Origin of the sequence: Frateuria flava (assembly GCF_017837635.1) — a bacterium.
Classification (GTDB): domain Bacteria; phylum Pseudomonadota; class Gammaproteobacteria; order Xanthomonadales; family Rhodanobacteraceae; genus Frateuria_A; species Frateuria_A flava.
Genome location: NZ_JAGJRS010000034.1, coordinates 155,276 through 180,540, shown reverse-complemented (window position 1 = coordinate 180,540; position 25,265 = coordinate 155,276). Strand labels below are relative to the sequence as shown.

General features: G+C 66.3%; 27 protein-coding genes. 5 read left to right on the top strand and 22 right to left on the bottom strand.

What is annotated here, in order from left to right; all coding sequences use genetic code 11:
* Positions 1-6: 6 nt before the first annotated feature.
* The 11 genes from J7I44_RS15785 to J7I44_RS15735 all read right to left on the bottom strand — a co-directional run bounded on the left by J7I44_RS15785 (position 7) and on the right by J7I44_RS15735 (position 9,835).
* Entirely contained in the window at positions 7-663 is a 657-nt protein-coding gene (locus J7I44_RS15785; RefSeq protein WP_209622998.1) for a MotA/TolQ/ExbB proton channel family protein, read from the bottom strand.
* A gap of 100 nt (positions 664-763) precedes the next feature.
* Entirely contained in the window at positions 764-3,070 is a 2,307-nt protein-coding gene (locus tag J7I44_RS15780) for a DNA internalization-related competence protein ComEC/Rec2 (RefSeq protein ID WP_209622997.1), read from the bottom strand.
* A gap of 155 nt (positions 3,071-3,225) precedes the next feature.
* Positions 3,226-3,945: a lipoprotein-releasing ABC transporter ATP-binding protein LolD gene (lolD, locus tag J7I44_RS15775; protein ID WP_245188230.1), complete on the bottom strand. Its 720-nt coding sequence runs from the start codon at positions 3,943-3,945 to the stop codon at positions 3,226-3,228.
* On the bottom strand, positions 3,938-5,182 hold the full coding sequence (locus J7I44_RS15770) for a lipoprotein-releasing ABC transporter permease subunit (RefSeq protein WP_209622996.1): 1,245 nt from the start codon (positions 5,180-5,182) through the stop codon (positions 3,938-3,940). The genes lolD and J7I44_RS15770 overlap by 8 nt, the downstream gene beginning before the upstream one ends.
* Before the next feature lie 163 nt (positions 5,183-5,345).
* Complete coding sequence (locus J7I44_RS15765) at positions 5,346-5,768, bottom strand: hypothetical protein (RefSeq protein WP_209622995.1); 423 nt, start codon at positions 5,766-5,768, stop codon at positions 5,346-5,348.
* Positions 5,740-5,979, bottom strand: a complete 240-nt coding sequence (locus J7I44_RS15760; protein ID WP_209622992.1) for an FAD assembly factor SdhE — start codon at positions 5,977-5,979, stop codon at positions 5,740-5,742. Before J7I44_RS15760 ends, J7I44_RS15765 begins: the two co-directional genes overlap by 29 nt.
* Positions 5,980-6,198: 219 nt before the next feature.
* Positions 6,199-6,978, bottom strand: coding sequence for a succinate dehydrogenase iron-sulfur subunit (locus J7I44_RS15755; protein ID WP_342451996.1), 780 nt, complete (start codon positions 6,976-6,978; stop codon positions 6,199-6,201).
* Between the two features lie 22 nt (positions 6,979-7,000).
* A complete protein-coding gene (gene sdhA, locus J7I44_RS15750; protein ID WP_209622990.1) occupies positions 7,001-8,788 on the bottom strand; it encodes a succinate dehydrogenase flavoprotein subunit in 1,788 nt (595 codons plus the stop codon).
* A gap of 5 nt (positions 8,789-8,793) precedes the next feature.
* A complete protein-coding gene (sdhD, locus tag J7I44_RS15745; protein WP_209622988.1) occupies positions 8,794-9,189 on the bottom strand; it encodes a succinate dehydrogenase, hydrophobic membrane anchor protein in 396 nt (131 codons plus the stop codon).
* Complete coding sequence (gene sdhC, locus J7I44_RS15740; protein WP_209622986.1) at positions 9,186-9,581, bottom strand: succinate dehydrogenase, cytochrome b556 subunit; 396 nt, start codon at positions 9,579-9,581, stop codon at positions 9,186-9,188. The genes sdhD and sdhC overlap by 4 nt, the downstream gene beginning before the upstream one ends.
* An 86-nt stretch (positions 9,582-9,667) precedes the next feature.
* Entirely contained in the window at positions 9,668-9,835 is a 168-nt protein-coding gene (locus J7I44_RS15735) for a DUF1674 domain-containing protein (RefSeq protein WP_209622984.1), read from the bottom strand.
* Positions 9,836-9,948: 113 nt separating this feature from the next.
* Between J7I44_RS15735 and ygfZ the strand changes: the two genes are divergently transcribed.
* The gene (ygfZ, locus tag J7I44_RS15730; protein WP_209622983.1) at positions 9,949-10,746 is read left to right on the top strand and encodes a CAF17-like 4Fe-4S cluster assembly/insertion protein YgfZ; all 798 of its coding nucleotides are present in this window, start codon (positions 9,949-9,951) and stop codon (positions 10,744-10,746) included.
* Positions 10,747-10,798: 52 nt separating this feature from the next.
* Here the strand turns inward: ygfZ and J7I44_RS15725 are convergent, their stop codons facing one another.
* The 11 genes from J7I44_RS15725 to cmk form a co-directional block, all read right to left on the bottom strand.
* Positions 10,799-10,972 carry a hypothetical protein gene (locus J7I44_RS15725; RefSeq protein WP_209622981.1) on the bottom strand — a complete coding sequence of 58 codons (174 nt, stop codon included), beginning with the start codon at positions 10,970-10,972 and terminating at the stop codon, positions 10,799-10,801.
* 240 nt (positions 10,973-11,212) lie between these two features.
* On the bottom strand, positions 11,213-11,545 hold the full coding sequence (locus J7I44_RS15720; RefSeq protein ID WP_342451995.1) for a tRNA-binding protein: 333 nt from the start codon (positions 11,543-11,545) through the stop codon (positions 11,213-11,215).
* A 2-nt stretch (positions 11,546-11,547) separates the two neighbouring features.
* Complete coding sequence (locus J7I44_RS15715) at positions 11,548-12,837, bottom strand: NAD(P)/FAD-dependent oxidoreductase (protein ID WP_209622976.1); 1,290 nt, start codon at positions 12,835-12,837, stop codon at positions 11,548-11,550.
* 204 nt (positions 12,838-13,041) lie between these two features.
* The gene (gene galU / locus J7I44_RS15710; protein ID WP_209622974.1) at positions 13,042-13,914 is read right to left on the bottom strand and encodes a UTP--glucose-1-phosphate uridylyltransferase GalU; all 873 of its coding nucleotides are present in this window, start codon (positions 13,912-13,914) and stop codon (positions 13,042-13,044) included.
* Positions 13,915-15,837 (bottom strand): polysaccharide biosynthesis protein, encoded by a 1,923-nt coding sequence (locus J7I44_RS15705; protein WP_209622972.1) that lies wholly within the window; start codon positions 15,835-15,837, stop codon positions 13,915-13,917.
* The gene (locus tag J7I44_RS15700) at positions 15,824-16,843 is read right to left on the bottom strand and encodes an MraY family glycosyltransferase (protein WP_209622970.1); all 1,020 of its coding nucleotides are present in this window, start codon (positions 16,841-16,843) and stop codon (positions 15,824-15,826) included. Before J7I44_RS15700 ends, J7I44_RS15705 begins: the two co-directional genes overlap by 14 nt.
* Positions 16,844-16,863: 20 nt before the next feature.
* Positions 16,864-18,036 carry a lipopolysaccharide assembly protein LapB gene (gene lapB / locus J7I44_RS15695; protein ID WP_209622968.1) on the bottom strand — a complete coding sequence of 391 codons (1,173 nt, stop codon included), beginning with the start codon at positions 18,034-18,036 and terminating at the stop codon, positions 16,864-16,866.
* On the bottom strand, positions 18,033-18,290 hold the full coding sequence (locus J7I44_RS15690) for a lipopolysaccharide assembly protein LapA domain-containing protein (RefSeq protein WP_209622966.1): 258 nt from the start codon (positions 18,288-18,290) through the stop codon (positions 18,033-18,035). Before J7I44_RS15690 ends, lapB begins: the two co-directional genes overlap by 4 nt.
* 231 nt (positions 18,291-18,521) lie before the next feature.
* Positions 18,522-18,830, bottom strand: coding sequence for an integration host factor subunit beta (locus J7I44_RS15685; RefSeq protein WP_209622964.1), 309 nt, complete (start codon positions 18,828-18,830; stop codon positions 18,522-18,524).
* Between the two features lie 86 nt (positions 18,831-18,916).
* Entirely contained in the window at positions 18,917-20,590 is a 1,674-nt protein-coding gene (gene rpsA / locus J7I44_RS15680; RefSeq protein ID WP_209622963.1) for a 30S ribosomal protein S1, read from the bottom strand.
* 181 nt (positions 20,591-20,771) lie between these two features.
* Positions 20,772-21,452, bottom strand: coding sequence for a (d)CMP kinase (cmk, locus tag J7I44_RS15675; RefSeq protein ID WP_209622961.1), 681 nt, complete (start codon positions 21,450-21,452; stop codon positions 20,772-20,774).
* Positions 21,453-21,550: 98 nt separating this feature from the next.
* Here cmk and J7I44_RS15670 point away from each other — a divergent pair, with 98 nt between their 5' ends.
* From J7I44_RS15670 to ykgO, 4 genes are all read left to right on the top strand, one after another.
* Entirely contained in the window at positions 21,551-21,808 is a 258-nt protein-coding gene (locus J7I44_RS15670) for an acyl-CoA-binding protein (protein ID WP_209622959.1), read from the top strand.
* 122 nt (positions 21,809-21,930) lie between these two features.
* Positions 21,931-23,943, top strand: coding sequence for an NADPH-dependent 2,4-dienoyl-CoA reductase (locus J7I44_RS15665; protein ID WP_209622957.1), 2,013 nt, complete (start codon positions 21,931-21,933; stop codon positions 23,941-23,943).
* A 211-nt stretch (positions 23,944-24,154) separates the two neighbouring features.
* Positions 24,155-25,063 carry a LysR substrate-binding domain-containing protein gene (locus J7I44_RS15660; RefSeq protein WP_209622955.1) on the top strand — a complete coding sequence of 303 codons (909 nt, stop codon included), beginning with the start codon at positions 24,155-24,157 and terminating at the stop codon, positions 25,061-25,063.
* Between the two features lie 64 nt (positions 25,064-25,127).
* Positions 25,128-25,253, top strand: a complete 126-nt coding sequence (ykgO, locus tag J7I44_RS15655) for a type B 50S ribosomal protein L36 (RefSeq protein ID WP_008215056.1) — start codon at positions 25,128-25,130, stop codon at positions 25,251-25,253.
* The last annotated feature ends 12 nt before the right edge of the window (positions 25,254-25,265 follow it).

Below are 25,265 nucleotides of genomic sequence, written 5' to 3'. Positions count from 1 at the left end.
TTACCCTCAGCCGCTGGTTGCGGCGCTCGTCGCCGTACGGCGCGGTCGGACCGCCGGGGCGGGCGTACCGGTCAGGTCGTCCAGCAACGCGGTGGCCTGCCTCTCCATGTCGACGCAGTAACCAGCCACCTTGGAGCGGAAGTAGCGGTGCAGCACGTAGGCGGGGATCGCCACCACCAGGCCCATGGCGGTGCAGATAAGCGCCTCGCCGATGCCACCGGCCATCTTGGTCGGATCGGCCATGCCGCCGGCCATCACCTGCATGAACATGCGAATCAGGCCGATCACCGTGCCGAGCAGGCCCAGCAGCGGGCCGATGAGCGCGATGGTGCCGAGGGTGTTGAGGTAGCGTTCCATGCGATGCACGACGTGGCGTCCGGTGTCTTCGATGCGCTCCTTGATTTGCTCGCGGGGGCGGTTGCGCACGGCCAGGGCGCCAGCCAGCAATTCACCCAGCGGCGAACCGGCAGCGAGCGCTTCCAGGTGCGCCGGATCGAGCTGCCCGCTGCGAGCCCACTTGCGCACTTCTTCGCCCAAGCCCTCGGGCAGCACGGCCTTGCGGCGCAGGGACCACCAGCGCTCCAGCACGATCGCCAAAGCCACCGCCGAACAGATCAGGATGGGGGCCAACGCCCATCCGCCAGCCATCAGAATTTCAAGCACTGCCTAACTCCCGCCAGGGCAACTTCTCAAGGAGACGCCGAATCATAGCAGTCCCTTCACATCGTTCCGCGGCGCGCTTGGCAGTTGCAAAACCGCGGATTCATTCGCGCCAATAGCGGGGGCGTCGCTGGCGCCAGGTGGTTGTCACAGCGGGCTCGTCCGTGGGTGGGGCGCCGATCTCGATGGCACCGCGCGTGGCGGTGTTGAGCAAGGGCACACCCGCCTGGGCGTAGCGCGCGAGCACGAGCGGGTGCGGATGGCCGAAGCGGTTATGCCAGCCGGCGGAGACCAGCGCCACGCGCGGTGTGATGGCGGCGATAAAGGCAGGGTCGGACGAGTAGCGGCTGCCATGGTGCGGCACCACCAGCACGGTCGGGCGGCTCACCCCGACTGCCGCTGCCACGATGGGTTCGATCTGGCTACTGATGTCCCCGGTGAGCAGCAGACGCCCACCCGCACCATCCACGGCCAACACGCAGGAACGGTCGTTGCGCCGCCCGGTCACCTGGGGACCGGGCGAAAGTACGCGGAAGTCCACGCCATCCCAGTGCCATGCCTGCCCCGCCTGGCAGGGTTTCGCCGGGAGCGGCATGCGACCGGGTTCGCCCGCGTAGCGTGAGGCCTCGGGAAACGCCTCCGCCACCGCGGGCGCCCCTCCGGCATGGTCGTTGTCGGCATGGCTGACGATCAGTCGATCCAGCCGGTCGATGCCCAGCGCGTGGAGCGCAGGCACCACGACCGCCTCACCCAGGTCGAAGCCTGATGGATAGCGCGCGCCGGCGTCGTAAACCAGCGCATGCCGGCGTGTGCGTACCACGATCGAAAGCCCCTGCCCCACGTCCAGCACCCAGGCCTGGAACCCGCCGATGGCCGGCAGCCGGGCCACCGGCCAGACCAGCGGCAGGAACAGCAGCACGCCCAACCCACGCAACGGCAGCCCGCGCGGGGCGAACAGCCATAACGCCCCCAACGTGGCCAGCAGCAGCGCGCACGGCTGCGTTTCCGGTAGGTACCAGTGCGCGCCGGGCCATGTGGCCAACCGTTCCAGCAGCCACCACTGGACGTGGGCGAACACGGCCGCCAGCTTCAACACGGGCGTCGCGGCAACTGGCGCGAGCAGAAGCAGCAGCATGCCCAGTAGCGCACAAGGCACGATCACGAAGCTGACGAAGGGCACGGCGATGAGGTTGGAGAGCGCGCCGACCAGCGAGGCCTCACCGAAGAACCACAGCGTCAACGGCAACAGCGCCACCGTCATCACCAGCTGCCCGGCGGAGAGCTCGTGCAGAAACCCGCGCAGGCCCCGGGGACGGGCGTCAAGGCAAAGCATCAGGAAGGCCACGCCCACGAACGACAACCAGAAGCCGGCCGACAGAACCGCCAGCGGGTCGGCCAGCAGCATCGCGATCAAGGCCAGACCCAGCGTCTGCGCGCCATCGATCGCGCGACGGCTGCAGCGGGCCAGCGCGATCACGGCGATCATCAGCAAGGTACGCACCGTGGGCAGGCCGAGCCCGGCCAGCGCTCCGTACAGCCCGGCGACCAGCAACGCCGCAGCCGCCTGTGCAGGCATGCGCGGCATCCGGAGCGCCAGACCGGGCCACAACAGATAAAGCAGGCGCACCATTCCCACCCCGAACAGGGCGGCAACGCCCACGTGGAAGCCGGAGATCGCGATCAGATGGGGGACGCCGTTGGCGCGAGCCACCTCCCAGTCGTCCTGATCCAGTCCCCGTGTATCGCCGATGGAGAAGGCCTGCAAAAGCGCAGCGTCGTGCGGGTCGGATACGCGGGCGGCGATCCCGCGGGAGATCCGGTCCCGCACCCCGTCGATACAGTCCGCAGGCCCCAGCAGACGGTCGATTCCGTCCTCGCGGACGTAGCCGGTCGCGGCGATGCGCTTTTCCAGCGCGCTGCGTTCGCCGTCGAAACCGCCCGGATTGAGCAGCCCCCGCGGCCGGCGCAGTCGCACGTGCAGTTGCCAGCGCGAGCAGGCCGGTAGCACGGGGGCATCGTCGTACCAGCTCAGCCGCACGTGGCCGCGCAGTGGAACCGGCGTTCCGTCGAGGGTCGCGTGATCGACATCGAACACGAAGCGGGTGGCATCGCTGCGTACCTGTGGCAATCCGGATACGGTGCCGACCACGTCGAAATCGCGCCGTTCCAGGTCGCGCGGCAGGCGCAGGTCGAGCGCGAGGGTGCCACGCCAGACCGCCCAGGCCGCGCCCAGCAGGACCAGCGCCGGCAGACGCAGCCGAGGCCAGTGCAGGCTGGCCCACAGGACGACCAAGCCGGGAAGCGCGCTCCACGCCGATGGCGGCAAGGCGGGCAGCCATTGCACGGCCGCCACGCCAAGGAGCAAGGCGACGCTGGTCATCGCCGCACCGGGCATCCGTGCCTCGCGCATTGCTTCCTCCCGTCGAAGGAACCAGCTTACTGGCTACCCGCCGGGGGGATGGCTGAAATGCCTGTAGGCGTACGGCGCCTCGAACGCAGCACGCAGGATGGGCCTCAGCCCGTCATCGCCGCGGTGTGCGGTGAGCTGTCTACGCCTTGCGACTGTCAGCCCAGCGGCGCGCGCGCCTTTTCCTGCAACACGCCGTTATGCAACTCGAGCGTACGATCCATCTTTGCCGCCAGCCGATGGTCGTGGGTCACCAGGATGAAGCTGGTGCCCACCTCGCGGTTGAGCTCGAGCATCAGTTCGTAGACATGCGCCGCATTGCCTTCGTCGAGGTTGCCGGTGGGCTCGTCGCCGAGCACACAGGCCGGGCGCGTCACCAGCGCACGGGCGACAGCGCAGCGCTGGCGTTCGCCACCGGAAAGTTCTGCAGGCTTGTGCGCCTCGCGCTTGCCCAACCCCACCCGCTCCAGCAGCACGCGCGCCTGGCGCTGCGCCTCGGCGATGGCCACGCCGCGGATCAGCAGCGGCATGCACACGTTTTCCAGCGCGGTGAACTCCGGAAGCAGATGATGGAACTGGTAGATAAAACCCAGCGACCGGTTGCGCACGCGCCCGCGCTCGGCGTCCGACAGTTGCGAAAGGATGCGGCCGTCCACCTCCACTTCGCCCCGGGTCAGCGTGTCCAGTCCCCCGATGATGTGCAGCAGCGTGCTCTTGCCCGAGCCCGACGCGCCGACGATGGCCAGCGTCTCGCCGCGTTTCAAGGTGAAGTTGACGTCGGTGAGCACCTCGGTCTTCAGGTCGCCTTCCTCGTACGTCTTGGCGATCCCGCTGGCGCGCAGTACAAGGTTCTTGTCCATGGTGGAAGGCTTACTCATAGCGCAGCGCCTGTGCCGGCTGCGTGCGCGAGGCGCGCCACGCCGGATAGAGCGTGGCCAGCAGCGAGAAAACGAAGGTGACCAGCGTGACCCAGCCCACGTCGCTGGCGACCAGTTTGCTCGGCACTTCGCTGATGTAATAGACGTCCGGCGAGAGGAAGGTCACGCCGGTAAGGTGCTCGATCCACTTGACGATCGCCGGCAGCTTCCACGACAGCAGCGAACCGAGGCCCACGCCGAAGCCGATGCCGACCACGCCCACCAGCACCCCCTGCACCATGAACATGCCCATGATGCTGCGCGGGGTCGATCCGAGCGTGCGCAGGATGGCGATGTCCGCCTGCTTGTCGGTCACCAGCATCATCAGCATCGAAATCAGGTTGATCACCGCGACCAGGATGATCAGCGACAGAATGATGAACATGACGTGCTTCTCCATCGAGATCGCGGAGAAGAAGTTGGCATGGCTGTCCATCCAGGTCTGTACGAGGTAGAACTGGCCCAGTGCGTTGGCCAGCTCGCGTGCGACCGGACGCGCGTTGAACATGTCGTCAAGCTTCAGGCGAATGCCGCTGGGACCATTGAGGCTGCCGAGTTTCTCGGCATCGTGCATGTTGACCAGCGCCAGGCCCGAGTCGAATTCCTGCATGCCGAGTTCGAAAATGCCCACGACATGGAAGCCACGCAGGCGCGGCACGCTGCCCATCGGAGTGGCGCGAAATTCGGGCACCGCCATGGTTACGCGGTCGCCGACCGTCACGCCCAGCGTCAGTGCCAGTTCCTTGCCCAGCACTATGTTCCAGCTGTCGGGCTTGAGCTCGTCCAGGCTACCCTCGACCATGTGCGTGTCGATGTCGGAGACCTTGGGCTCCTGCGCCGGATCGACGCCGCGCACCAGCGCACCGCTGGGGCGACGGGCCTGCAGGAAGGCTTCCATCTCCACGTAGGGAGCAGCGCCCTTCACGTGCGGGTTGGCCTCGGCGATATGTACCGCGCGCGGCCAGTCCCGCACGGCCTCGCCGGGCAGACCGGAAACCGTAGCGTGCGAGATGGCACCCAGGATGCGCGTGCGCAGCTCCGAGTCGAAGCCGTTCATCACGGACATCACCGTGATCAGCGCCGTGACGCTGATGGCAATGCACACGATGGAAACGGTAGAGATGAAGGAGATGAACTGATTGCGGCGCTTGGCGCGCGTGTAGCGCAGGCCGATGAACAGTTCGAGCGGTCGGAACATGGGCGGTCGCTTCTTCCAGTCGATGGGCGGGCCGCCCTGTCGGAGCATTATCGGGTATTCGCTCGGACCGTGCCCATGCGCGAAAGTGCCGCGCGGCATGTGTAGGAGCGCCCGCGGGCGCGACCTTCATATCCATGCATGGCGGTCGCGCCCAAGGGCGCTCCTACAGATCGGCAGCCCGCGACTGGGCGGCCAGGCGCATGCGCAGGCGGCGGCGGATGTCAGGATCGCTGTTGTCCGATGCCAGCAGCAGGGTTTCAGTCGCGCGGCCGGTCTTCAACCGCAGCAGGACGCTGGTACCGATCACGCGATGGGAGACCAGCGTCGCCGGAAGCTGGCTGCGGTCGGCCTGGTAGAGCGTCCAGCCGTCGGAACCGTAACCCACGCCGGCGATGCGCGGGCGCATCGAGCGGCGTGCCGTGATAACGCTCGACACCGCGACGCCGGCTGCGAGCAACAGCTTGAGGCCTAGCGGTGCGCCACTGAGTCCGATGGCGACCAGCGCAAGCGTAGTGACAACGGCCAGCAGCCGGCCCGGCAGGCGCGATGGCCGGTAATCAAAGCCGATGGCGGGCGCGGATGTCATCGATGATCGCCTGCCAGTCGGCACGCGCCGCCTGCGCGTGACCCATGATCCAGTCCCACAGGTCCGGGTCCTGGACATCGAGCAGCTCGTCGAAAGCCAGGCGGGTCGGCGCATCCGCCCCTTCGTAGCACTCGTCCAGCCAACCACCCAGCAGGGCGTCCAGTTCGCGTGTGCCGCGACGGGCACGCCAGCGCAGGCGGGCGAGGTTCATCGGGAGGTGCCTGCTTCGGCTCCCTCTCCCCTCCGGGGAGAGGATTGGAGTGAGGGGCAGGGCTCGTGCAAATGGTGGGGCCGGACTCCGACGCAATCGGAGCTCTTCGCGTGTCCAGGCTGCATGGCGGGAGTCCTGATGGAAGTGTGTCGCAAGAGTGGCCCCTCACCCAGCCCTCTCCCCGGAGGGAGAGAGCGCAAAATCCCGCGTGCTTATGCTTTACGAGCGGCGCTCGACCATCAGCTTCTTGATCTCGGCGATCGCCTTGGCCGGGTTCAAGCCCTTCGGGCAGGTGCGCGCGCAGTTCATGATGGTATGGCAACGGTAGAGCTTGAACGGGTCTTCCAGGTCGTCCAGGCGCTCGCCGGTGGCCTCGTCGCGACTGTCCGCGATCCAGCGGTAGGCCTGCAGGAGGATCGCAGGTCCGAGGTAGCGATCACCGTTCCACCAGTAGCTCGGGCAGCTGGTCGAGCAGCAGGCGCACAGGATGCACTCGTAATAGCCATCCAGCTGCTTGCGGTCTTCTGGCGACTGCAGGCGCTCGCGCGCCGGCGCCGGGCTCTGCGTACGGATCCACGGCTTGATGGAGGCGTACTGCGCATAGAAGTGCGTCAGGTCCGGCACAAGATCCTTGACCACCGGCATGTGCGGCAGCGGATAGATCGCCACTTCGCCGCCCTTGCAGTCGTCGATGGCCTTGGTGCAGGCCAGCGTGTTGGTACCCTCGATGTTCATCGCACAAGAGCCGCAGATGCCTTCGCGGCAGGAACGGCGCAGCGTGAGGGTCGGGTCGATCTCGTTCTTGATCTTCAGCAGCGCGTCCAGAACCATCGGCCCGCACGTGGCCATGTCGACCTCGTAGGTGTCGACGCGCGGGTTCTGGCCGTCGTCCGGGCTCCAGCGGTAGACCTTGAAGGTGCGCGGCTTCTTGGCGCCTTTGGCCGGATAGTGCTTGCCGGACTGGATTTTGGAATTCTTCGGTAGCGTGAACTCTGCCACGATGTGTCTCCGGTCCGGTTGCTCAGTAAACGCGCTTCTTCGGCGGCACCACGTCGACCTCGTCGGTCAACGTGTACATGTGCACCGGGCGGAAGTCGAAGCTGGTCTGGCCCACGTCGTTCAGGCTGACCAGAGTGTGCTTCATCCAGTGCTCGTCATCGCGCTCGGGGAAGTCCTCGCGCGCGTGGGCGCCGCGGCTTTCCATGCGCTGTTCGGCCGAGTGCATGGTGACGACGGCCTGCGCGAGCAGGTTGGACAACTCCAGCGTCTCGATCAGGTCGGAGTTCCACACCAGCGAACGGTCGGTGACGCTGACGTCCTTGAACGAGTCGAACACCTCGGAAATGCGGCGCTTGCCCTCGGCGAGCGTCTCTCCGGTGCGGAACACCGCCGCGTCTTTCTGCATGGTCTTCTGCATCTCCGCGCGGATCTGCGCCGTGGGCTTGCTGCCCTTGGCGTTGCGTAGCGCGTCGAAGCGACCCAGCGCCTTGTCCAGGATGCTGGTCGGCAGGTCCTTGTGCAGCGAGTTGGGTTTGACCAGCTCGGCGCATCGGCCGGCGACCGCGCGACCGAACACCACCAGGTCGAGCAGCGAGTTGGAACCCAGGCGGTTGGCGCCGTGCACCGACACGCAGGCGGCCTCGCCGATGGCGAACAGGCCCGGCACCACGGCGTCGACGTCGTCGCCCTTCTTCTGCACGACTTCGCCGTGGTAGTTGGTCGGGATGCCGCCCATGTTGTAGTGCACCGTCGGGATGACCGGGATCGGCTCCTTGGTCACGTCCACGCCGGCGAAGATGCGCGCCGATTCGGCGATGCCCGGCAGACGCTCGTGGATCACGTCGGCGCCAAGGTGCATCAGATTGAGGTGGATGTGGTCCTTTTCGGGACCGACGCCCCTGCCCTCGCGGATCTCGATGGTCATCGCGCGGCTGACCACGTCGCGGGAGGCCAGGTCCTTGGCGCTCGGCGCGTAGCGCTCCATGAAGCGCTCGCCCTCGGAGTTGGTGAGGTAACCACCCTCGCCGCGCACGCCCTCGGTGATCAGGCAGCCCGCGCCGTAGATGCCGGTCGGGTGGAACTGCACGAACTCCATGTCCTGCAGCGCGAGGCCCGCACGCAGCACCATGCCGCCGCCGTCGCCGGTGCAGGTGTGCGCGGACGTTGCGCTGAAGTAGGCGCGGCCGTAGCCGCCGGTCGCCAGCACCACGGCGTGGCCGCGAAAGAAGTGCAGCGTGCCCTCGTTCATGTCCAGCGCGAGCACGCCGCGGCAGATACCCTCTTCGTCGAAGATCAGGTCGATCGCGAAGTATTCGATGAAGAACGTCGCGTCGTGCGCCAGCGCCTGCTGGTAGAGCGTGTGCAGGATCGCGTGGCCGGTACGGTCGGCGGCGGCGCAGGTGCGCTGTGCGGTGCCCTTGCCGTAGTGCGTGGTCATGCCGCCGAACGGGCGCTGGTAGATCTTGCCCTCCTCGGTGCGCGAGAACGGCACGCCGTAGTGCTCAAGCTCGATGATCGCGGCCGGCGCCTCCTTGCACATGTACTCGATCGCATCCTGGTCGCCTAGCCAGTCGGAGCCCTTGATGGTGTCGTAGTAGTGGAAGCGCCAGTCGTCCTCGCCCATGTTGCCCAGCGCGGCGGAGATGCCGCCCTGAGCCGCCACGGTATGCGAGCGGGTCGGGAAGACCTTGGTGATGCACGCGGCCTTCAGGCCCTTCTCGGCCAGGCCGAAGGTGGCGCGCAGGCCCGCGCCGCCGGCGCCGACCACGATCACGTCGTACTTGTGTTGCTGAACCTTGTAGGCTTCCATCGAACTCAGGCTCCCAGGGCGATGCGCAGCACCGCGAGCACGCCGGCCAGGGTGGCCAGCACGGCAATGAACTTGATCGCCATCAGGAGCGTCGCTTCCTTCCAGCGGGTATGCACGTAGTCCTCGATCACCACCTGCAGGCCGAGCACGGCATGCCAGAACGCGGTGACCACGAAGGCGATCAGCAGCACGGCATTCCAGGGGCGGGCGACCAGCTCGCGGGCGGCTGCGTAGTCGGCATGCAGCACGCGCAGCACCAGCGCGACCAACCAGATGCCCAGGCCGACCAGTGCGACCGCGGTGACGCGCTGCACCCACCAGTGGCTTACGCCATGCTGGGCCGAGCCCAGGCCGCGGGCCTTCTTCAGCGGGTTGCGGTATTCCTTCGGATAGGCGCTCATGCGGCAGCTCCCAGGGTCAGCACGTAGGCCCACACGGCCGCGGTCAGCAGCAGGCTGACGATGATCGAGGCCCAGCTGGAGCGCACGAACTGCACGATCTCGTAGCCGTAGCCGCCATCCTGCACCAGGTGCCGGATGCCGTTGCACAGGTGGTAGAACAGCGCCCAGCTCCAGCCGATCAGCAGGATGATTCCGACCGGACTGCCGACGAAGGCGGTGAAGTGGCCGAAGCGCTCCTCGCCGCCGGCCAGCGCAAGCAGGCCCCAGGCAATCAGCAGCAGGCCCACGGACAGGGCAATGCCGGTGGCGCGGTGCAGGATGGAAGTCACCATCTGCACTTGCCACTTGTAGACGGAAAGATGCGGTGAGAGCGGTCGTCGCGTGTCTGCCATGGCGGCTGTCCGTGTGGTGGATTCGCGTCTCGCCCGAGTCGCTCGCTCCTGATGGGCCTGTGCCGGCTCGCGCCGTCACGGGCGGATCAGAAGTCGATGCAGCGTCCGTTCTTTTCCCAGTCGCCGTAGCGGGTGGGATCCGGCGCCGGCCGCTCCGGTCGCGCCTCGCCCTGTGCCGGCCGCGCGGGCACAGCGGGTTGCTCCGCGGGCGCGGAAGCAGGGGCGGGTTCGTTCTTGGAGGAGGTCTCGGACATAAGTAAAGCCGCAGAAGCGTAATACGCGCTGACCGGACAGCACAACCTTGACGGATGCGCAAAAACCTGTCCGGGCCTTGCCTTCACGCGATGCTTCCCTTATTTCATGCGCCATGCCCAGCACCTACCCCGCCGAGCTCGTCGCGCTCGAAGGCCCGGACGCGATCGCGTTCGCGCAAGCCCAGTTCAGCAGCAATCTCGAATCGCTCGATGATGGCCAGTGGCAGTTCAGTGCCTGGCTCGATGCCCAGGGGCGCGTGCGTGCCTTGTTTCATCTGGTCCGGCTCGACGGGCAGCGCCTGCGGCTGTTGCTGCGCGGTGGTCGGGCGGAGGCGCTCGCCAGCCAACTGCAGCGGTATGTGTTCCGCGCCAAGGTGCGTGTCCTCGCTTTGCCCGCGCAAGAGCTGGTGACCGCTGGGCCCATGTCGCTACATGCCGTTGCGGAACAGGACGGCACGCTGGTGCTCGGCTGTGGTTCGCATGGTCTGCAACTGGCGGCACGGGGCGATGACGACTGGCGCCTGCTGCAAGTGCGCGCCGGCTGGCCGTGGCTTGCCTCCCACACCGCAGGCGAGCTACTGCCGGCTTGGCTCAACCTCGGCGCACTGGGCGCCACCGCACTGGACAAAGGGTGCTACCCGGGCCAGGAGATCGTCGCGCGCATGCATTATCGCGGCGGCAGCAAGCGCCACCTCCATCGCCTGGAGCTGTCACGCGTGCCGGAGCCCGGTAGCGTGCTCGCCGTGGACGGCAAGGCGGTGATCCAGGTGCTCGACGCGGTAACGGTCGATGACGCCGCCGAGGCACTGGCGGTAGTGCACGACGATGCACAGGCCAGCCTGGTGTCCGGTGCGCAAGCCGAACTTCCGGACAGCGCCGGCACAGTTCGGGTCATCGGGTTGCCTTCGTAGGGTGGGCTTGAGCCCACCGCATCTGCAACGGGCGCCGGTGGGCTAAAGCCCCCTACGGGGCCACCAGGCGCTTGTCGTAGACGTGCTGGCTCTTCTGCCGCCCGAAGCCCAGGCCTTCATGGAACGGATGCGAAACCTGCCGCTCCACGTTGGAGCGTACGACCACCAGCTCGGTGCCCTGCTCCCGCGCCCGCGCCTCGACCGCGCCGACCAAGTCGAGCCCCAAACGGGCGCGACGTCGACCACCAGGCCGGTGATCTCCACGCGTTCGCCGACCTCCAGGCTCAAACGCCGCGCGGCGGCAATCCACCCGCCAGGCGCTCGCCTTCGTCGATCACACACGTATTGGCGCCGATCCCCGATCAACGCGTCCAGGCCATGCTGGCGGTAGCGACCGGATAACCCAGCTCACCTGCCAGACGCGCGACCTCGGCGGCGTCGGAAGCGCACGCCGGACGCGGAGGACTCACGCCAGCCGCGAGCCGTTGGGCACCGGACGCTCGACCGTGGTGACGACCACGCCCGCGTCCGTGTGGAAACCGGTCAACAGGAACTGCGAACGGAACGGGCCGATCTGCTTCTCGGGGAAATTAAGCACGCCCACGATCTGCTTGCCGATCAGTTGCTCGGGCGTGTAAAGCGCCGCGATCTGCGCGCTGGTCTTGCGCTCGCCGTAAGCGCCGAAATCAGCCCATACCTTCCAGGCCGGTTTGCGCGCCTCCGGAAAGGCCTCGACGCGTACGATAGTGCCGGCCACGATCAGGACCTTCTCGAAGTCCGCCCAACTGATCTCTTCCACACTCATCCTTCCAGTCTCGTTTTCAGCCAGTCTTGCAACTCGGCGCGCCAGTAGCTCGCCTGCGCCGCCATGAAGCCCAGCGGGCGGTAAGTCGACGCCAGCCCGTAATCACTGAATTCGCGCCACGCCGGATCGCCCTCGGCAATGGCCGCCGCCAGCAGCTCCCCGGCTGCGCAGGTCGAACTCAACCCATGACCGCCGAACGCCTGCGCCCACCACAGGCCGTCCTCGCGCCCGCCGATCTGCGGCATCTGGTGGCGCGCGTAGCTCATCAAGCCCGACCAGGCGTAATCAACGCGCACCTCGCCCAACTGCGGGAACACGCGCAACAGGTCGCGCCGCAGCAGGCGTTGCACGGCGCGCGGCGCGCGATCGAGCACCGAGATGCGGCCGCCCCAGAGCAGCCGCGTATCAGGCAGGGGGCGGTAGTAGTCGAAGGCAAAACGGGTGTCGTAGATGGCCGCGCGCGTGGCCAGGCAGGCGGCCAGGCGGTGGCCCAAGGGTTCGGTCACCATCACGTAGGTAGCAATGGGCAGGATCGCCCGATCGATCCGTCGCTCGAGCCCGGCCAGGTACCCGCCGCAGGCCAGCACCACCTGCTCGGCCCATACCTCGCCAGACGCGGTCTGCACGCACCAGCGATCGCCGTCGCGCTGCAGCCGGCGCACGCCGCTGTGCTCATGGATGCGCACACCCTGCCCTGCCGCAGCTCCAGCCAGGCCAATCGCATAGTTGAGTGGGTGTAGATGCAGCGCATCGCGCTCGAACAGGCCATCGTGATAGCGCGGGCTGCGGACGAGCTCACGCAATTGCGGTTCGGACAACCATTCCCAGTCCACACCATAGCGTTCCGCCAGCAACTGCTGGCGACCTCGCAGTACGCCTGGATCCCGGAACCAGTTGGCCCAGATCACGCCGGCATCCACGGCATCGCAGGCGATCGCGTAATGCCCGATGCGCTGGCGGATGCGGTGTACGCCATCAATGGTGCGCCGGAATAGTGCCCGTGCACGCGCCGCACCCAGCTGTTGGAACAAATCCTGCTCGCCCAGCGAATAGCCGGCGAAGACGAAACCGCCATTGCGCCCCGAAGCGCCAAAACCGACCTGCTCGCGTTCCAGCAGCACTACGTCGTGCAGCCCGCGTTCGGCCAGTCCGAGCGCAGTATTGAGGCCCGCGAAACCACCGCCGATCACCACCACGCGCGCCTGCTGCCGGCCAAGGAGCGGCGCATACGGCTCGTACGGCGTAGCCGTGGCTCGGTAATAGGAAAGAGCGGGCGACGGCGTCATGGGCTCGGGCCAGTCGGGCGACGGCTGAGCATATCGCGAGCGCCGGCGTCGTTCGACCGGCCGGCCGGCAGGCGTGGTGCCGGCGTCGCCCGAATGGATGCAACAGGCCCGCGCGGAACAGGAGCCCGCGTTCGGGCAAGGCTCCTGGCTAAGACAGGTGCATCGCCCGCCAGTGCGGGCTCCTGCTCCTGGCATCGACGAGCGTCAGAGCTGCCCGGCGAACTCGCGCACCACCGGTGCGAGTTTGGGATCCTGCATGGCCATGTGCATGGTGGCGCGGACCAGCCCGGCCTTGTTGCCGCAATCGAAACGGGTTCCCTCGAAGCGGTACGCGAGCACTTTACCCTGCTCGGTCAGCAACGCTTCGATGGCGTCGGTGAGCTGGATCTCACCGCCAGCGCCCGGCTGGGTCTGCTCCAGCAGTTCGAAGATGCGGCCGGGCAAAACGTAGCGACCGACGACAGCGAGGTTCGACGGCGCATCGGCAGGCTTTGGCTTTTCGACCATGTAGCGGATACGCGCGCTGCGTTGATCGATCGGCTCGGCGTCGACGATGCCGTACTTGTCGGTCTGGTCGTGCGGCACTTCCTCGACCGCGATCACACCGGCGTTCTCCGATTCGGCCAGCGCGGCCATCTGGCCCAGAGCGCCCTTGCCGCGGTTCCAGATCAGATCATCCGGAAGGATGATGCCAAACGGTTCGTTACCCACGACCGGCTTGGCACAGAGCACCGCGTGGCCCAGGCCATGGGCCTCGGGCTGGGTGACGAAGATCGCGCGCACGTTGGGCGGTAGCGTGCCCTGCACAAGCGCGAGGAGCTCGTCCTTGCCCTTTTCCTCCAGCTTGGCCTCCAGTTCGTAGGCCTTGTCGAAGTAGTCGGCGATGGCGTGCTTGTAACGGTTGGTGACGAACACCAGGGTGTCGGCGCCGGCGTCCACCGCCTCATCGACGGCATACTGGATCAACGGCTTGTCCAGCACCGGCAACATCTCCTTGGCGACCACCTTGGTCGCGGGCAGGAAACGGGTGCCGAGGCCGGCCACGGGGAACACCACCTTGCGCAACGGCTTGGTCACTCAACTTTCTCCTCTTTCCATACGGCCCTGTTCGATACCTCCCGCCTCGCGACGGATGGACACAACATTGTCCGGCTGAGCCACGTCGCTCCAGCGGAACGATGGCAACAAGCTCGAAACGCAACGCCGCAGTTCCTCTTCGTTGAAGGCGGCGGTAGCCTCGACGGCCTTGTTGAGCCAAGCCTGTAGCAACTCCCACGAGACCTCACGGTGTTGCGCGAGGAAGATTTTGGTATGTGCGGTCGCGCTGTAGTTCTCAAGCTGGTGGAAAAGCTCTTCGAACAGCTTCTCGCCTGCGCGCAATCCGGTATATACCAGCGGCACCTCGGTGCCTGGCTTCTTGCCGGCGAGCCGGATCATCTGTTCGGCCAGATCGCGGATCTTCACCGGCTCGCCCATGTCCAGCGCGAAAATCTCGCCTCCCTGCCCAAGGCAGGACGCCTGCAGGATCAGCTGGCAAGCTTCCGGAATCGTCATGAAGTAGCGGGTGATTTCCGGGTGGGTGATGGTCACCGGGCCACCATCCCGGATCTGCTGGCGGAACAGCGGCACTACGGAGCCGGCCGAATCAAGCACGTTGCCGAAGCGCACGGTGATGTAGTGCGTGGCCGAATGGGCATTGAGGTTCTGGCAGTAGATTTCGGCCACGCGCTTGCAGGCCCCCATCACGCTGGTGGGGTTCACTGCCTTGTCGGTCGAGATCAACACGAAGCATTCGACATGGAACTCATTGGCCAGATCGGCCACCGTGCGGGTGCCCAGCACGTTGTTGCGGAAGCCGGCGCGCAACTGCTTCTGCAGCATGGGCACGTGCTTGTAGGCGGCCGCATGGAAAACCACCTGGGGCTTGGTTTCGGCGAACGTCTTCTGCATCGCGATACGATCGCCGCAGTCGCACAGCACGCATTCGAGCAACAGCTCGGGGTAATCGGTACGCAGCTCCTTGCCGATGCGGTAGAGGTTGTATTCGCTCTGCTCGACGATGATCAGCGACTGCGCGCCAAGGCGGGCGACCTGGCGACACAGCTCCGAGCCGATCGAACCGCCGCCACCGGTGATCAATACGCGCCGCCCCGTGAGCGTCTCGCGTATGGCCGTCCAGTCCAGCTCGACGGCATCACGGCCGAGCAGGTCCTCGATCGCCACTTCCTTGATCTCGTTGAACTGCGCACGACCGGCCACCACGTCTTCGAGCCGCGGCACCGTCCGGTAAGGCAGGCCGGTCTGGTCACACAGCTCCACCACCCGGCGCATTTCGGCCGTGGTGGCGCCCGGCATCGCGATGAGCAGCATCTCGACCGCCGCCTCGCGTGCCAGCTCCGGCAGTTGGTCGATGCCGCCCAGGACGGGATGGCCGTTGATGGATGCGCCGCGGAGGCTGGCTTTGTCGTCAACGAAACCGATCACGCTGAAACGCCCATCGTGGCGCAGGTCACGCGACAGCGCTTCACCTGCGCGATCGGCACCGACGATCAGCACACGCTTGGATGTGCGGGTGCTGAAAAGATCGAGCCGACTGTCCTTCCAGAACCGGTAGGCCAGACGCGGCAGGCCAAGCAGCAGGGTCAGCACCACCGGATAGAGCAACAAGACCGAGCGCGGTACGCCTTCCATACGCTCGTACAGAAACAACGCCAGGCCGATAGCCAATGCCCCGAAGACCGCTGCCTTGAGGATGTTCCAGAGGTCCGGCAGGCTGGCGAAGCGCCAGACGCCCTTGTAGAGGCCTGTCCAGGTGAACATCAACCCCTGCATCGCCAGCACGATGGGGAACTCGAGCATGTCGAAGCTGCCGTCCTGTCCGGGCGCCGTGGCATACCGCAATGCCTTGGCGATCCACCAGGCAAGGCCCGCCATCGTCAGGTCGTGCACGACGACCGCGATGCGGGGATGGATGAGGGCAATCCACTTACGGGGCGACATGACGGTGGTCCTTCAATGTTGCACGCCGCATGCAGCGGCGCTTGGTAACGATCCATGTTGCGCCCGCCGCCGTGTAAACGGCGGCACAGGCGGGCAATGCCATGGCTGGAAGTTGTCTTGCGACAACCGCCGCAGGTGCGGCAATGAGCAGGTTCCAGGTCAGGTACCACGCGGCAGCGCGCGCATGCGTGCGGCCGGATCGTACCAGCCACTGGTAGAGATGCTCGCGATGTGGAGCATACCAGCGTCTGCCGCGTAGGAAGCGGTTCAGCAACGTCAAACTGGCATCTGCAACAAAGCTGGACCCCAGGATGAGGGCCGGCCAGAGCAGTGCCGGTTCAATGCCCCAAAGCATGGCGGCCAGGGCAAAAAGCAGCAGCCCGACGCTGCCGCTGCCCACGTCGCCCATGAAGATGCGCGCCCGTGGCCGGTTGTAGAACCAGAAGCCGAGACAGGAGGCCGCTACAGCGAAGCCCGCACCGGCTAGCGCCGGCTGGGTCACACTGGCCGCCAGGCAGCCGATTCCTGCTGCTACGAAAATCCCTTGCTGTGCCAGCAGTGCATCGATGCCGTCCATGAAGTTGTGCAGATTGATGCTCCAGCCCCCGGCCAGGACCAGCAGTGGCAGCCATGCCCACGCCATGCCGGTACCGACAAGCAGGGCGGCGCTGAAAAGCGTGGTTGCCAGCAATTGCACGCCCAGCCGCGGCCACTGCCTCAAGGGCCGATGGTCGTCCCACCAGCCGATGGCTGCCACCAGCAGCAGCGCCAACACCAAGCTGGCGATCGTCCACACCGGCCACGGGCGGGACAGGGTCGCCAGCGTGCCGGGTAGCACGACCAGGCAGGCAAGCACGATGCCGATGCCGCCCCCGCGAGGGGTCGGGAGCGTGTGCGAGCGGCGCTGCCCAGGTTGATCCAGCATGCCCCTACGGTGCGCGTAGGCGATCGCGGCGCGTGCCGCCAGCGCCGCAATCACCAGCCCCGCCAGGCTCCATCCCAGCACAATGATGAATCCCTGCCCAGTCACTCGTTGGCGACGCCGTGGATCGGGCGGATCGTGCTCCAGCCCTTGCAGCTGGGGCACTGCCAGTGGTGCGCCTTCGCGCCAAAGCCGCAACGGCTGCAGCGGTACATGGCCTGGCCTTCGAGCAGCTTGCGGGTGAGGTCGCGCAGGATCAGGAAATTCTCGCGGGCTTCGCCCTCGATCTTGTCCATCGTGGCGTCGATCAGCGCCATCAGGCCGCGGACCGAGGGGCGCTGGCGCAACTGCGACGTCAGGAACTCGATGCCGGCCCGTTCGCCATCGCGCTGGTTGTAGAGCTTGGTCAGTGCCAGCACCGGCGAGATGCCGTTGTAGCGCGCAAGGATGTCGCGCAGGAAGTGTTCGGCGCGCTCCATCTGCCCGGTACGCGCGTAGCTGTTGAGCAGCGGCGGCAGGATCTCCGGCACGAAGGCGATGTCCGCGCCGACGGCCGCTTCGTAGGCTTCGACCGCCTCGGCATGCTCACCCGCCTCGGCATGCAGACGGCCGGTGAGCATGAAGGCACGCACACAGTCGGGCTGGCATTCGAAGGCCTGATGCAGGTAGTCGCGCGCTTCCGACCGCGCACCGTGCTGGCGCGCCTGCTCGGCCAGTTCGCAATAGAACTGGGCGATCATGGGCGACTCGTCGTCGCCGGTCATTGCCTCGAGCCGGCGCGCGTGGTCGATGGCTTTGTGCCAGTCGCGCTCGTGTTGGTAGATCGCCACCAAGTGTCGCAATGCCGAAGGGGCGTGCGCGTTCATGGCGACCAGATCGGAGAACAACGCCTCGGCACGGTCGAGCAGGCCGGCGCGCATGTAGTCCTCGCCCAGCTCCAGCAAGGCGACCGTCTTCATCGCTTCGCTCAGGCCGGGCCGCGACACCAGATGCTGGTGCAGGCGGATGGCGCGATCGACCTCGCCGCGACGGCGGAACAGGTTACCTAGGGCGAGGTGGGTTTCCACCGTGTCGCGGTTGTACTCGGCGAGTTTCAGGAAGACTTCGATCGCCTTGTCCTGCTCTTCGTTGAGCAGGTAGTTCAGACCACGGAAGTAATCGGACGACAGTTCGCTGACGCGCATGCCCGAACGGTGCACCGCCGCCCGCCGGGCCGCGAACCAGCCGCTGGCGAAAGCGGCTGGCACCAGCAGAACCAGCACATAGAGAATGCTCATGCGCGGGCCGGCGTCTTCCCGTTGGACGGCCGTGTGCGGCGCAGCACACGGCGGTGGCGCAGGCTCATGCCGAGCCAGGCGGTCAGGCCACCGAGCAGCCAGCCGATCACCAGGGCGAGCAGCACCCCTGCTCCCTTGGGCATGGTTACCTGGAAGAAAGCCAGATCGTAGCTCACCGGGCCAGCATTGAGCGCGCCGACCACCACGCCGGCGACGATAAACAACGCAAGGATGAGCAGGGCAATCAATCGCATCGCGCGACTTTACCCGAATCGGCTTGAACTGGCACGAACCACAAGGTATGCCATCGAGTTCACGCATCAATCCGGGACGATGGCGTATCGGGATCTCATCAAGACGACACCCTGCCCCGGCCATGGCGGGAGGGCGTTGACACCACGGCGCTTGCGCAAGGGCAACAAAAAAGCAGACGACTCACGCCGCCTGCCTTGGAAAACTCGAAAGTTCGAACTCCGCTGCAGCGCTCAGGCCGCCTCGGTTTCTTCAGCCTGCAACGAGAGATTCACCCGCTCACGCAGTTCCTTGCCCGGCTTGAAGTGCGGCACGTGCTTGCCCGGCAGGGCCACCGCGTCGCCGGTCTTGGGGTTGCGCCCCATGCGCGGCGGCCGGTAGTGCAGTGCGAAGCTGCCGAAGCCGCGGACCTCGATGCGCTCGCCCTGGGCCAGGGCATGGCTCATCTGCTCGATCACGCTTTTGACCGCGAGCTCCACGTCGCTGAACGCGAGGTGGGTCTGGCGCCTGGCAAGCGCCTCGATCAGTTCGGATTTGGTCATGGGTCCCCAATGTCCGTGACGTTCAAACGACGGGGCGGCCTGGGGCCGCCCCGCTTCGTACTCAAGTCATTGTAATCCTAAAGGAATTACTCGGACTTGTTGAGCTGCTCCTTGAGCAGCGCGCCCAGCTTGGTGGTGCCGCCGGCCGCGGAGCCGTACTCGGCCATTGCGTCCTGCAGGTCTTCCTCGTCCTTGGCGCGGATCGAGAGCGCCAGCTGGCGACCCTTGCGGTCCATGCCGGTGAACTTGGCTTCCACCTTGTCGCCCACCTTCAGGTGCTGGGTGGCGTCGTCGATGCGCTCCTTGGCGATGTCGTTGGCGCGCAGGTAACCCTCCACGCCCTCGCCCAGGTCGATCACCGCGCCCTTGGCGTCCACTTCCTTGACGGTACCGTTGACGATCGTGCCGCGCGGATTGTTGGCCATGAACTGGCCGAACGGATCCTGCTCCATCTGCTTGATGCCGAGGGAGATGCGCTCGCGCTCCGGATCGACCGCCAGCACCACCGCCTCGATCTCGTCGCCCTTCTTGAAGTTGCGCACGAGGTCTTCGCCGGAAGCCTGCCAGGAGATGTCGGACAGGTGCACCAGGCCATCGATGCCGCCTTCCAGGCCGATGAAGATGCCGAAATCGGTGATCGACTTGATCTGGCCGGATACCTTGTCGTTCTTCTTGTGCATGGCGGCGAACGCTTCCCACGGATTGGAGCGCGTCTGCTTGATGCCCAGCGAGATGCGGCGACGCTCTTCATCCACGTCCAGCACCATCACTTCGGTCTCGTCGCCGACCTGCACCACCTTGGCCGGATTGACGTTCTTGTTGGTCCAGTCCATCTCGGACACGTGGACCAGGCCCTCGACGCCCGGCTCGATCTCGACGAAGCAGCCGTAATCGGTGACGTTGGAGACCTTGCCGAAGATGCGGCTGCCGACCGGGTAACGACGCGAAATCGCGACCCACGGATCGTCACCCAGCTGCTTGAGGCCCAGCGACACGCGGTTGCGCTCGCGGTCGTACTTGAGCACGCGCACGTCCAGCTCGTCGCCGACGTTGACCACCTCGGACGGATGGCGCACGCGCTTCCACGCCATGTCGGTGATGTGCAGCAGGCCGTCGATGCCGCCCAGGTCCACGAACGCACCGTAGTCGGTGAGGTTCTTGACCGTGCCCTTGACCACCGCGCCCTCGGTCAGGCGCTCCAGCAGCTTCTCGCGCTCCTCGGAGAACTCGGTCTCGACGACGGCGCGGCGGCTGACGACCACGTTGTTGCGCTTGCGGTCCAGCTTGATGATCTTGAACTCGAGGTCCTTGCCCTCGAGGTACACCGGGTCACGGACCGGGCGCACGTCGACCAGCGAGCCCGGCAGGAACGCGCGGACGTCCTTGATGTCGACGGTGAAGCCGCCCTTGACCTTGCCGGAGATCTTGCCGGTGATGGTCTCTTCCTTGTCGAAGGCCTGCTCGAGGTCGTCCCACACCATCGAACGCTTGGCCTTCTCGCGGGAGAGCTTGGTCTCGCCGAAGCCGTCTTCCAGGGCGTCGAGGGCAACCTTCACCTCGTCGCCTACCTGCACTTCCAGCGTGCCCTCTTCGTCCTTGAACTGCTCGATCGGGACGATGCCTTCGCTCTTGAGGCCGGCGTTGATCACGACGACGTCGTTGCGGATTTCCACAACGATGCCGGTGACGATGGCACCCGGCTTCAGCTTGGCGATGGCCTGCTGGCTCTGTTCAAACAGCTCGGCAAAACTTTCAGTCATGTTGATTCCAGAAATGAGAAAAGGCCGTAGCCCCCTGTGCGCGCCGTCGGATGTATTGCGCACGGGCTAACCGGCCCACCGGTTGTGGGTGTCGCAGAAACGTGCCCTGTGACGGACCGCCTGTCGGCACCGTTGACCAAAACCCCCGCCGCGGCGGAGGCGCCTAAAGCCGCGTGCAGCCTTACGGCCGCACGACGGCTAAAACCTTCGCGACCACGGTGTCGATGGGCATGCCGGTGGAATCCACCAGAACCGCATCCTCGGCCGGGCGAAGCGGAGCGACCGTACGCGACGCATCGCGTTCATCGCGCGCCTCGATCTCGCGCTGAAGGGCGCCAAGTGTAACGTTCAGCCCCTTTTCCTTCAACTGCTTATAGCGCCTTTTCGCCCGCTCGGCGGCGCTGGCGGTGAGGAAGACCTTGAACGACGCGTCCTGAAAGATCACCGTACCCATGTCGCGCCCGTCCGCGACCAGACCAGGCGCCTTGCGGAAGCCCAGTTGCAGGTCGACCAGCGCCTGGCGCACCGACGGGATCGAGGCAATCGCGGAGGCCGCCGCGCCGGCGGTCTCGGTACGCAACTCGTCGGTGGCGTCGTGGCCATTGACGATCACCCGTGTGTCGCCGCCATCGGCAGCCGCCTGGAAGCGGATCTTCGTGGTCCGGGCGCAACGGGTCACCGCGTCGGCATCGGACAAGTCCAGACCCTCGGCACCAGCTGCGTAACCGACCGCCCGGTACAACGCGCCCGAGTCGAGCAGACGCCAGCCCAGTTGCTCGGCGACCCGCCGGCTGATGGTGCCCTTCCCCGACCCGGACGGCCCGTCGATAGTGAGGACCGGGACCGGCTGCGTGCGGCTCATGGAGCTCCCTTGGGATCGGCAAAACGCCATGGTAGCGCGTTGACCACCTCCCGGGCGCGTGCTATCTAGCCGCGCACCGCCGTTGCATCCCCTCTGTCATGACCGATCTTCGCCGCGAGTTCGAGCAAGCCGCCGAAGATATCAAACGGCTCGGCACCCGGCCCGACAACGATACGTTGCTCAGGCTCTATGCTCTCTACAAGCAGGGTTCGCTGGGTGATGTCCAGGCCCATCCGCCCGGTTTCTTCGATTTCGTCGGCACCGCCAAACACGAGGCCTGGGCGCAGTTGGCCGGCATGCGGCAAGACGAGGCGATGCGGCGGTATATCGCCCTGGTGGGCCAGCTCCTCGCTTGAGCCATTCCCGGATGCAGGCAGCAAAGCCACACTCCTTTCCAATTTGAAGCAGGCCAGGCTGGCGGCTTGCTTTCGTCACGCCTACCCGGCACATTCATACGATCGTTTGAATGGACGCCGGCATGCACTACCCGCACCTGTTCGCCCCACTGGACCTGGGCCACGTCACCCTGCCCAATCGCATCCTGATGGGCTCGATGCACACGGGACTGGAAGACCGCGCAGCGGACTACGACAAGCTGGCTGCGTACTTCGCCGAGCGCGCCCGGGGTGGCGTGGGCCTGATGGTGACGGGCGGCATCGCGCCCAGCCTCCAGGGCTGGCTGAAGCCGTTCGGTGGCCGGCTGTCGATGCCCTGGCATGTGGCGCGCCACCGCAAGCTCACCCGCGCCGTGCATGCCGAGGGCGGGCACATCTGCCTGCAGATCCTGCATGCGGGCCGTTATGGCTATCACCCCCTGTCGGTGGGGCCCTCGAAAATCAAGTCGCCGATTACGCCCTTCACGCCACGCGCCCTCTCCGCACGCGGCGTCGAGCGCACAATCGCCGATTTCGTGCGCTGCGCCCAGCTCGCCCGGAACGCCGGTTACGACGGCGTGGAAGTGATGGGCTCGGAGGGGTACCTGATCAACCAGTTCCTTGCCGCACGCACCAACCATCGCGACGATGCCTGGGGCGGTGATGCCACCCGCCGCATGCGCTTTGCGGTCGAAATCGTGCGGCGCACGCGCGAGGCGCTTGGGCGCGACTTCATCATCATTTATCGGCTGTCCATGCTGGAACTGGTCGAAGGTGGTCAGTCCTGGGACGAGATCGTCCTGCTGGCCAAGGCCATCGAGGCGGCCGGCGCCAGCATCATCAATACCGGCATCGGCTGGCACGAGGCGCGCGTGCCGACAATCGTCACCTCGGTGCCCCGCGCTGGCTTCGCGTGGGTCACGCAGCGGCTCAAGCGCGAGGTCGGCCTGCCGCTGGTGGCCACCAATCGCATCAACATGCCCGAGGTTGCCGAGCGGGTGCTGGTCACCGGCGAGGCGGACATGGTCTCCATGGCACGCCCGCTCCTGGCTGACCCGAACTGGGCGGCCAAGGCACGTGCCGGCCGCGGCGCTGCCATCAACACCTGCATCGCCTGCAACCAGGCCTGCCTCGATCATGTGTTCCAGAACAAGCGGGCCAGTTGCCTGGTCAATCCACGTGCCTGCCACGAAACCGAATTGGTGGTTGTGCCGGCCGCGCAACAGAAGCGCATTGCCGTGGTCGGCGCCGGTCCTGCCGGATTGGCCTGCGCCACCACGCTGGCCGAGCGCAAGCATGCGGTGACGCTTTTCGAGCAGGCGGCCGACATCGGTGGCCAGTTCAACTACGCCAAGCGCATTCCAGGCAAGGAGGAGTTCTACGAAACGTTGCGCTACTACCGCCATCGCATGTCCGAACTGGGCGTGGAACAACGGCTGGGCTGCCGGGCGGGCGTGGAGGAACTGCTCGGTTTCGACGAGGTCGTGATCGCCACAGGCGTCACGCCGCGGCAGATCCGCTTTCCCGGCAGCGACGACCCGCGCGTGCTGGGCTATCTGGACGTGCTCGCCCACGATCGCCCGGTGGGCCCGCGGGTGGCCATTATTGGCGCCGGCGGCATCGGTTTCGACGTGGCCGAATTTCTGGTTGAGCAGCCACCCTCCCCCTCGCTGGATCCCGTCCGCTGGGCGCAGGCCTGGGGCGTGGATCGCACGCTGACCGCCCGCGGCGGGCTGATTGCTGCGGCGCCTGAACCGCCCGCCCGGCAGGTCTGGCTGCTGCAGCGAAGCGAAGGCCGTCCCGGCGCCCGCCTCAACAAGACCACCGGCTGGGTCCATCGGTCCACGCTCAAGGCGCGTCAGGTACAGATGCTTGGCGGCGTGCAATACGAGCGCTTCGACGACGCGGGCCTGCACATTCTGCTGGACGGCAAGCCGCAGGTGCTGCCGGTCGACAATGTGGTGGTCTGCGCGGGCCAGGAGCCGGCCCGCGCCCTGGCCGACGCCCTGCTTGCGGCCGGCGTCAAGCCACACGTTATCGGGGGCGCCGATGTGGCGGCGGAGCTTGATGCCAAGCGGGCGATCGCCCAGGGCACGCGCTTGGCCGCGGGACTCTAGGCGGAGCCGGAAAAAGAAAGCGCTCCGCGAACGACGCGTCGGTGCCGGCTCTGGGGGAGGAGGACCGGGACCGCGGGGATAGCGTCGCTGCGGAGCGAGGGTCACCGCCACCTGGGGGGAGGGGGAAGGTGGCGGGACGAGGCAAACGATACCCTCGTCACAAACACCCTTCCAATATATATTTGCATGCCGATTTATTTGCGAATCGACTATGTTCGACTTCCGCCAGCTTCGCTATTTCGTAGCCGTCGCCGAGGAGCTGAGCTTCACCCGTGCCGCTCAACGCTTGCACATCTCCCAGCCCCCGCTGTCGCAGCAGATCCAGGCGCTGGAGCATGATCTGGGCACCCGCCTGTTCGATCGGGACAAGCGCAACGTCGCGCTGACCGGGCCCGGGCGCATCCTGCTTGAGCAGGCACGGCAAATCCTGGCCCAGGCCGATCAGGCCCGGGCGTACGTGAGCGATGCGGCGGCGGGTTTCAGCGGGTCGCTGCGCCTGGCCTACACGATCTCGGTCACCTTCCACCGCGCCTTGCCGCAGACCCTGCTGCGCTTCCGCCAGCACGTACCGAAGGTACGCATGCAGTTGCAGGAGATGTACAGCGAACCGCAATTCACCGCCTTGCGCGCCGACCAGATCGACGTCGGTTTCGTGCGTGACGAGCCGCGCCACGAATCAGACGCCCGTACGCTGCGGATCGACGTGATCGACTATGAACCGCTGGTGCTGGCCGTGCCTTGCGGCCACCCACTGTCGGGGAAGGACAGCGTGCAATTTGGCGTACTGGCCAACGAAGTATTCGTCAGCCAGCCCCGGGAACTGGCCGCGACCTTGTACGACCGGCTCGTGCAGCTGGCCGGCAAGGCGGGCTTCCATCCGCTGATCGGTCAGCAGGCCCAGCAGATCAACGGCCTGCTGGCCCTGGTCGCCGCCGGCATCGGGCTGGCGCTGGTCCCGGCCAGCATGCGGGCGGTTCAGCTGGGCGGCGTCAGTTACGTGTCGCTGGAAGACCCGGACGCCTACCTGCTACTTGCCGTGGCCAGCCGCAAGGACAACCCTTCGCCTGTCCTGGCCAAGTTCCTGCAGATCGTAAAGGGCGTGGAAGACGCGGACTTGTGAAGCCGGCGAACTGTGGCTACACTTAGCGGCTTGAATTTTCCCGAATTGTTTCCAGGAGCTGGCCGTGAAGGTGCTTTCCTCTCTGAAGTCCGCCAAGCAGCGGCACCGTGACTGCAAGGTCGTGCGCCGTCGCGGCAAGGTCTTCGTGATCTGCAAGAGCAACCCGCGTTTCAAGGCGCGCCAGCGCTGAGCCGTCCGGGTT

Excerpts from the sequence above, each read along its gene's own strand:
- J7I44_RS15780 (WP_209622997.1), bottom strand. The coding sequence starts at position 3,070 with ATGCGCGAGGCACGGATGCCCGGTGCGGCGATGACCAGCGTCGCCTTG.
- lolD (WP_245188230.1), bottom strand. The coding sequence starts at position 3,945 with ATGAGTAAGCCTTCCACCATGGACAAGAACCTTGTACTGCGCGCCAGC.
- J7I44_RS15770 (WP_209622996.1), bottom strand. The coding sequence starts at position 5,182 with ATGTTCCGACCGCTCGAACTGTTCATCGGCCTGCGCTACACGCGCGCC.
- J7I44_RS15765 (WP_209622995.1), bottom strand. The coding sequence starts at position 5,768 with ATGACATCCGCGCCCGCCATCGGCTTTGATTACCGGCCATCGCGCCTG.
- J7I44_RS15760 (WP_209622992.1), bottom strand. The coding sequence starts at position 5,979 with ATGAACCTCGCCCGCCTGCGCTGGCGTGCCCGTCGCGGCACACGCGAA.
- sdhA (WP_209622990.1), bottom strand. The coding sequence starts at position 8,788 with ATGGAAGCCTACAAGGTTCAGCAACACAAGTACGACGTGATCGTGGTC.
- sdhD (WP_209622988.1), bottom strand. The coding sequence starts at position 9,189 with ATGAGCGCCTATCCGAAGGAATACCGCAACCCGCTGAAGAAGGCCCGC.
- sdhC (WP_209622986.1), bottom strand. The coding sequence starts at position 9,581 with ATGGCAGACACGCGACGACCGCTCTCACCGCATCTTTCCGTCTACAAG.
- J7I44_RS15735 (WP_209622984.1), bottom strand. The coding sequence starts at position 9,835 with ATGTCCGAGACCTCCTCCAAGAACGAACCCGCCCCTGCTTCCGCGCCC.
- ygfZ (WP_209622983.1), top strand. The coding sequence starts at position 9,949 with ATGCCCAGCACCTACCCCGCCGAGCTCGTCGCGCTCGAAGGCCCGGAC.
- J7I44_RS15715 (WP_209622976.1), bottom strand. The coding sequence starts at position 12,837 with ATGACGCCGTCGCCCGCTCTTTCCTATTACCGAGCCACGGCTACGCCG.
- J7I44_RS15705 (WP_209622972.1), bottom strand. The coding sequence starts at position 15,837 with ATGTCGCCCCGTAAGTGGATTGCCCTCATCCATCCCCGCATCGCGGTC.
- lapB (WP_209622968.1), bottom strand. The coding sequence starts at position 18,036 with ATGAGCATTCTCTATGTGCTGGTTCTGCTGGTGCCAGCCGCTTTCGCC.
- J7I44_RS15690 (WP_209622966.1), bottom strand. The coding sequence starts at position 18,290 with ATGCGATTGATTGCCCTGCTCATCCTTGCGTTGTTTATCGTCGCCGGC.
- J7I44_RS15685 (WP_209622964.1), bottom strand. The coding sequence starts at position 18,830 with ATGACCAAATCCGAACTGATCGAGGCGCTTGCCAGGCGCCAGACCCAC.
- rpsA (WP_209622963.1), bottom strand. The coding sequence starts at position 20,590 with ATGACTGAAAGTTTTGCCGAGCTGTTTGAACAGAGCCAGCAGGCCATC.
- cmk (WP_209622961.1), bottom strand. The coding sequence starts at position 21,452 with ATGAGCCGCACGCAGCCGGTCCCGGTCCTCACTATCGACGGGCCGTCC.
- J7I44_RS15670 (WP_209622959.1), top strand. The coding sequence starts at position 21,551 with ATGACCGATCTTCGCCGCGAGTTCGAGCAAGCCGCCGAAGATATCAAA.
- J7I44_RS15665 (WP_209622957.1), top strand. The coding sequence starts at position 21,931 with ATGCACTACCCGCACCTGTTCGCCCCACTGGACCTGGGCCACGTCACC.
- J7I44_RS15660 (WP_209622955.1), top strand. The coding sequence starts at position 24,155 with ATGTTCGACTTCCGCCAGCTTCGCTATTTCGTAGCCGTCGCCGAGGAG.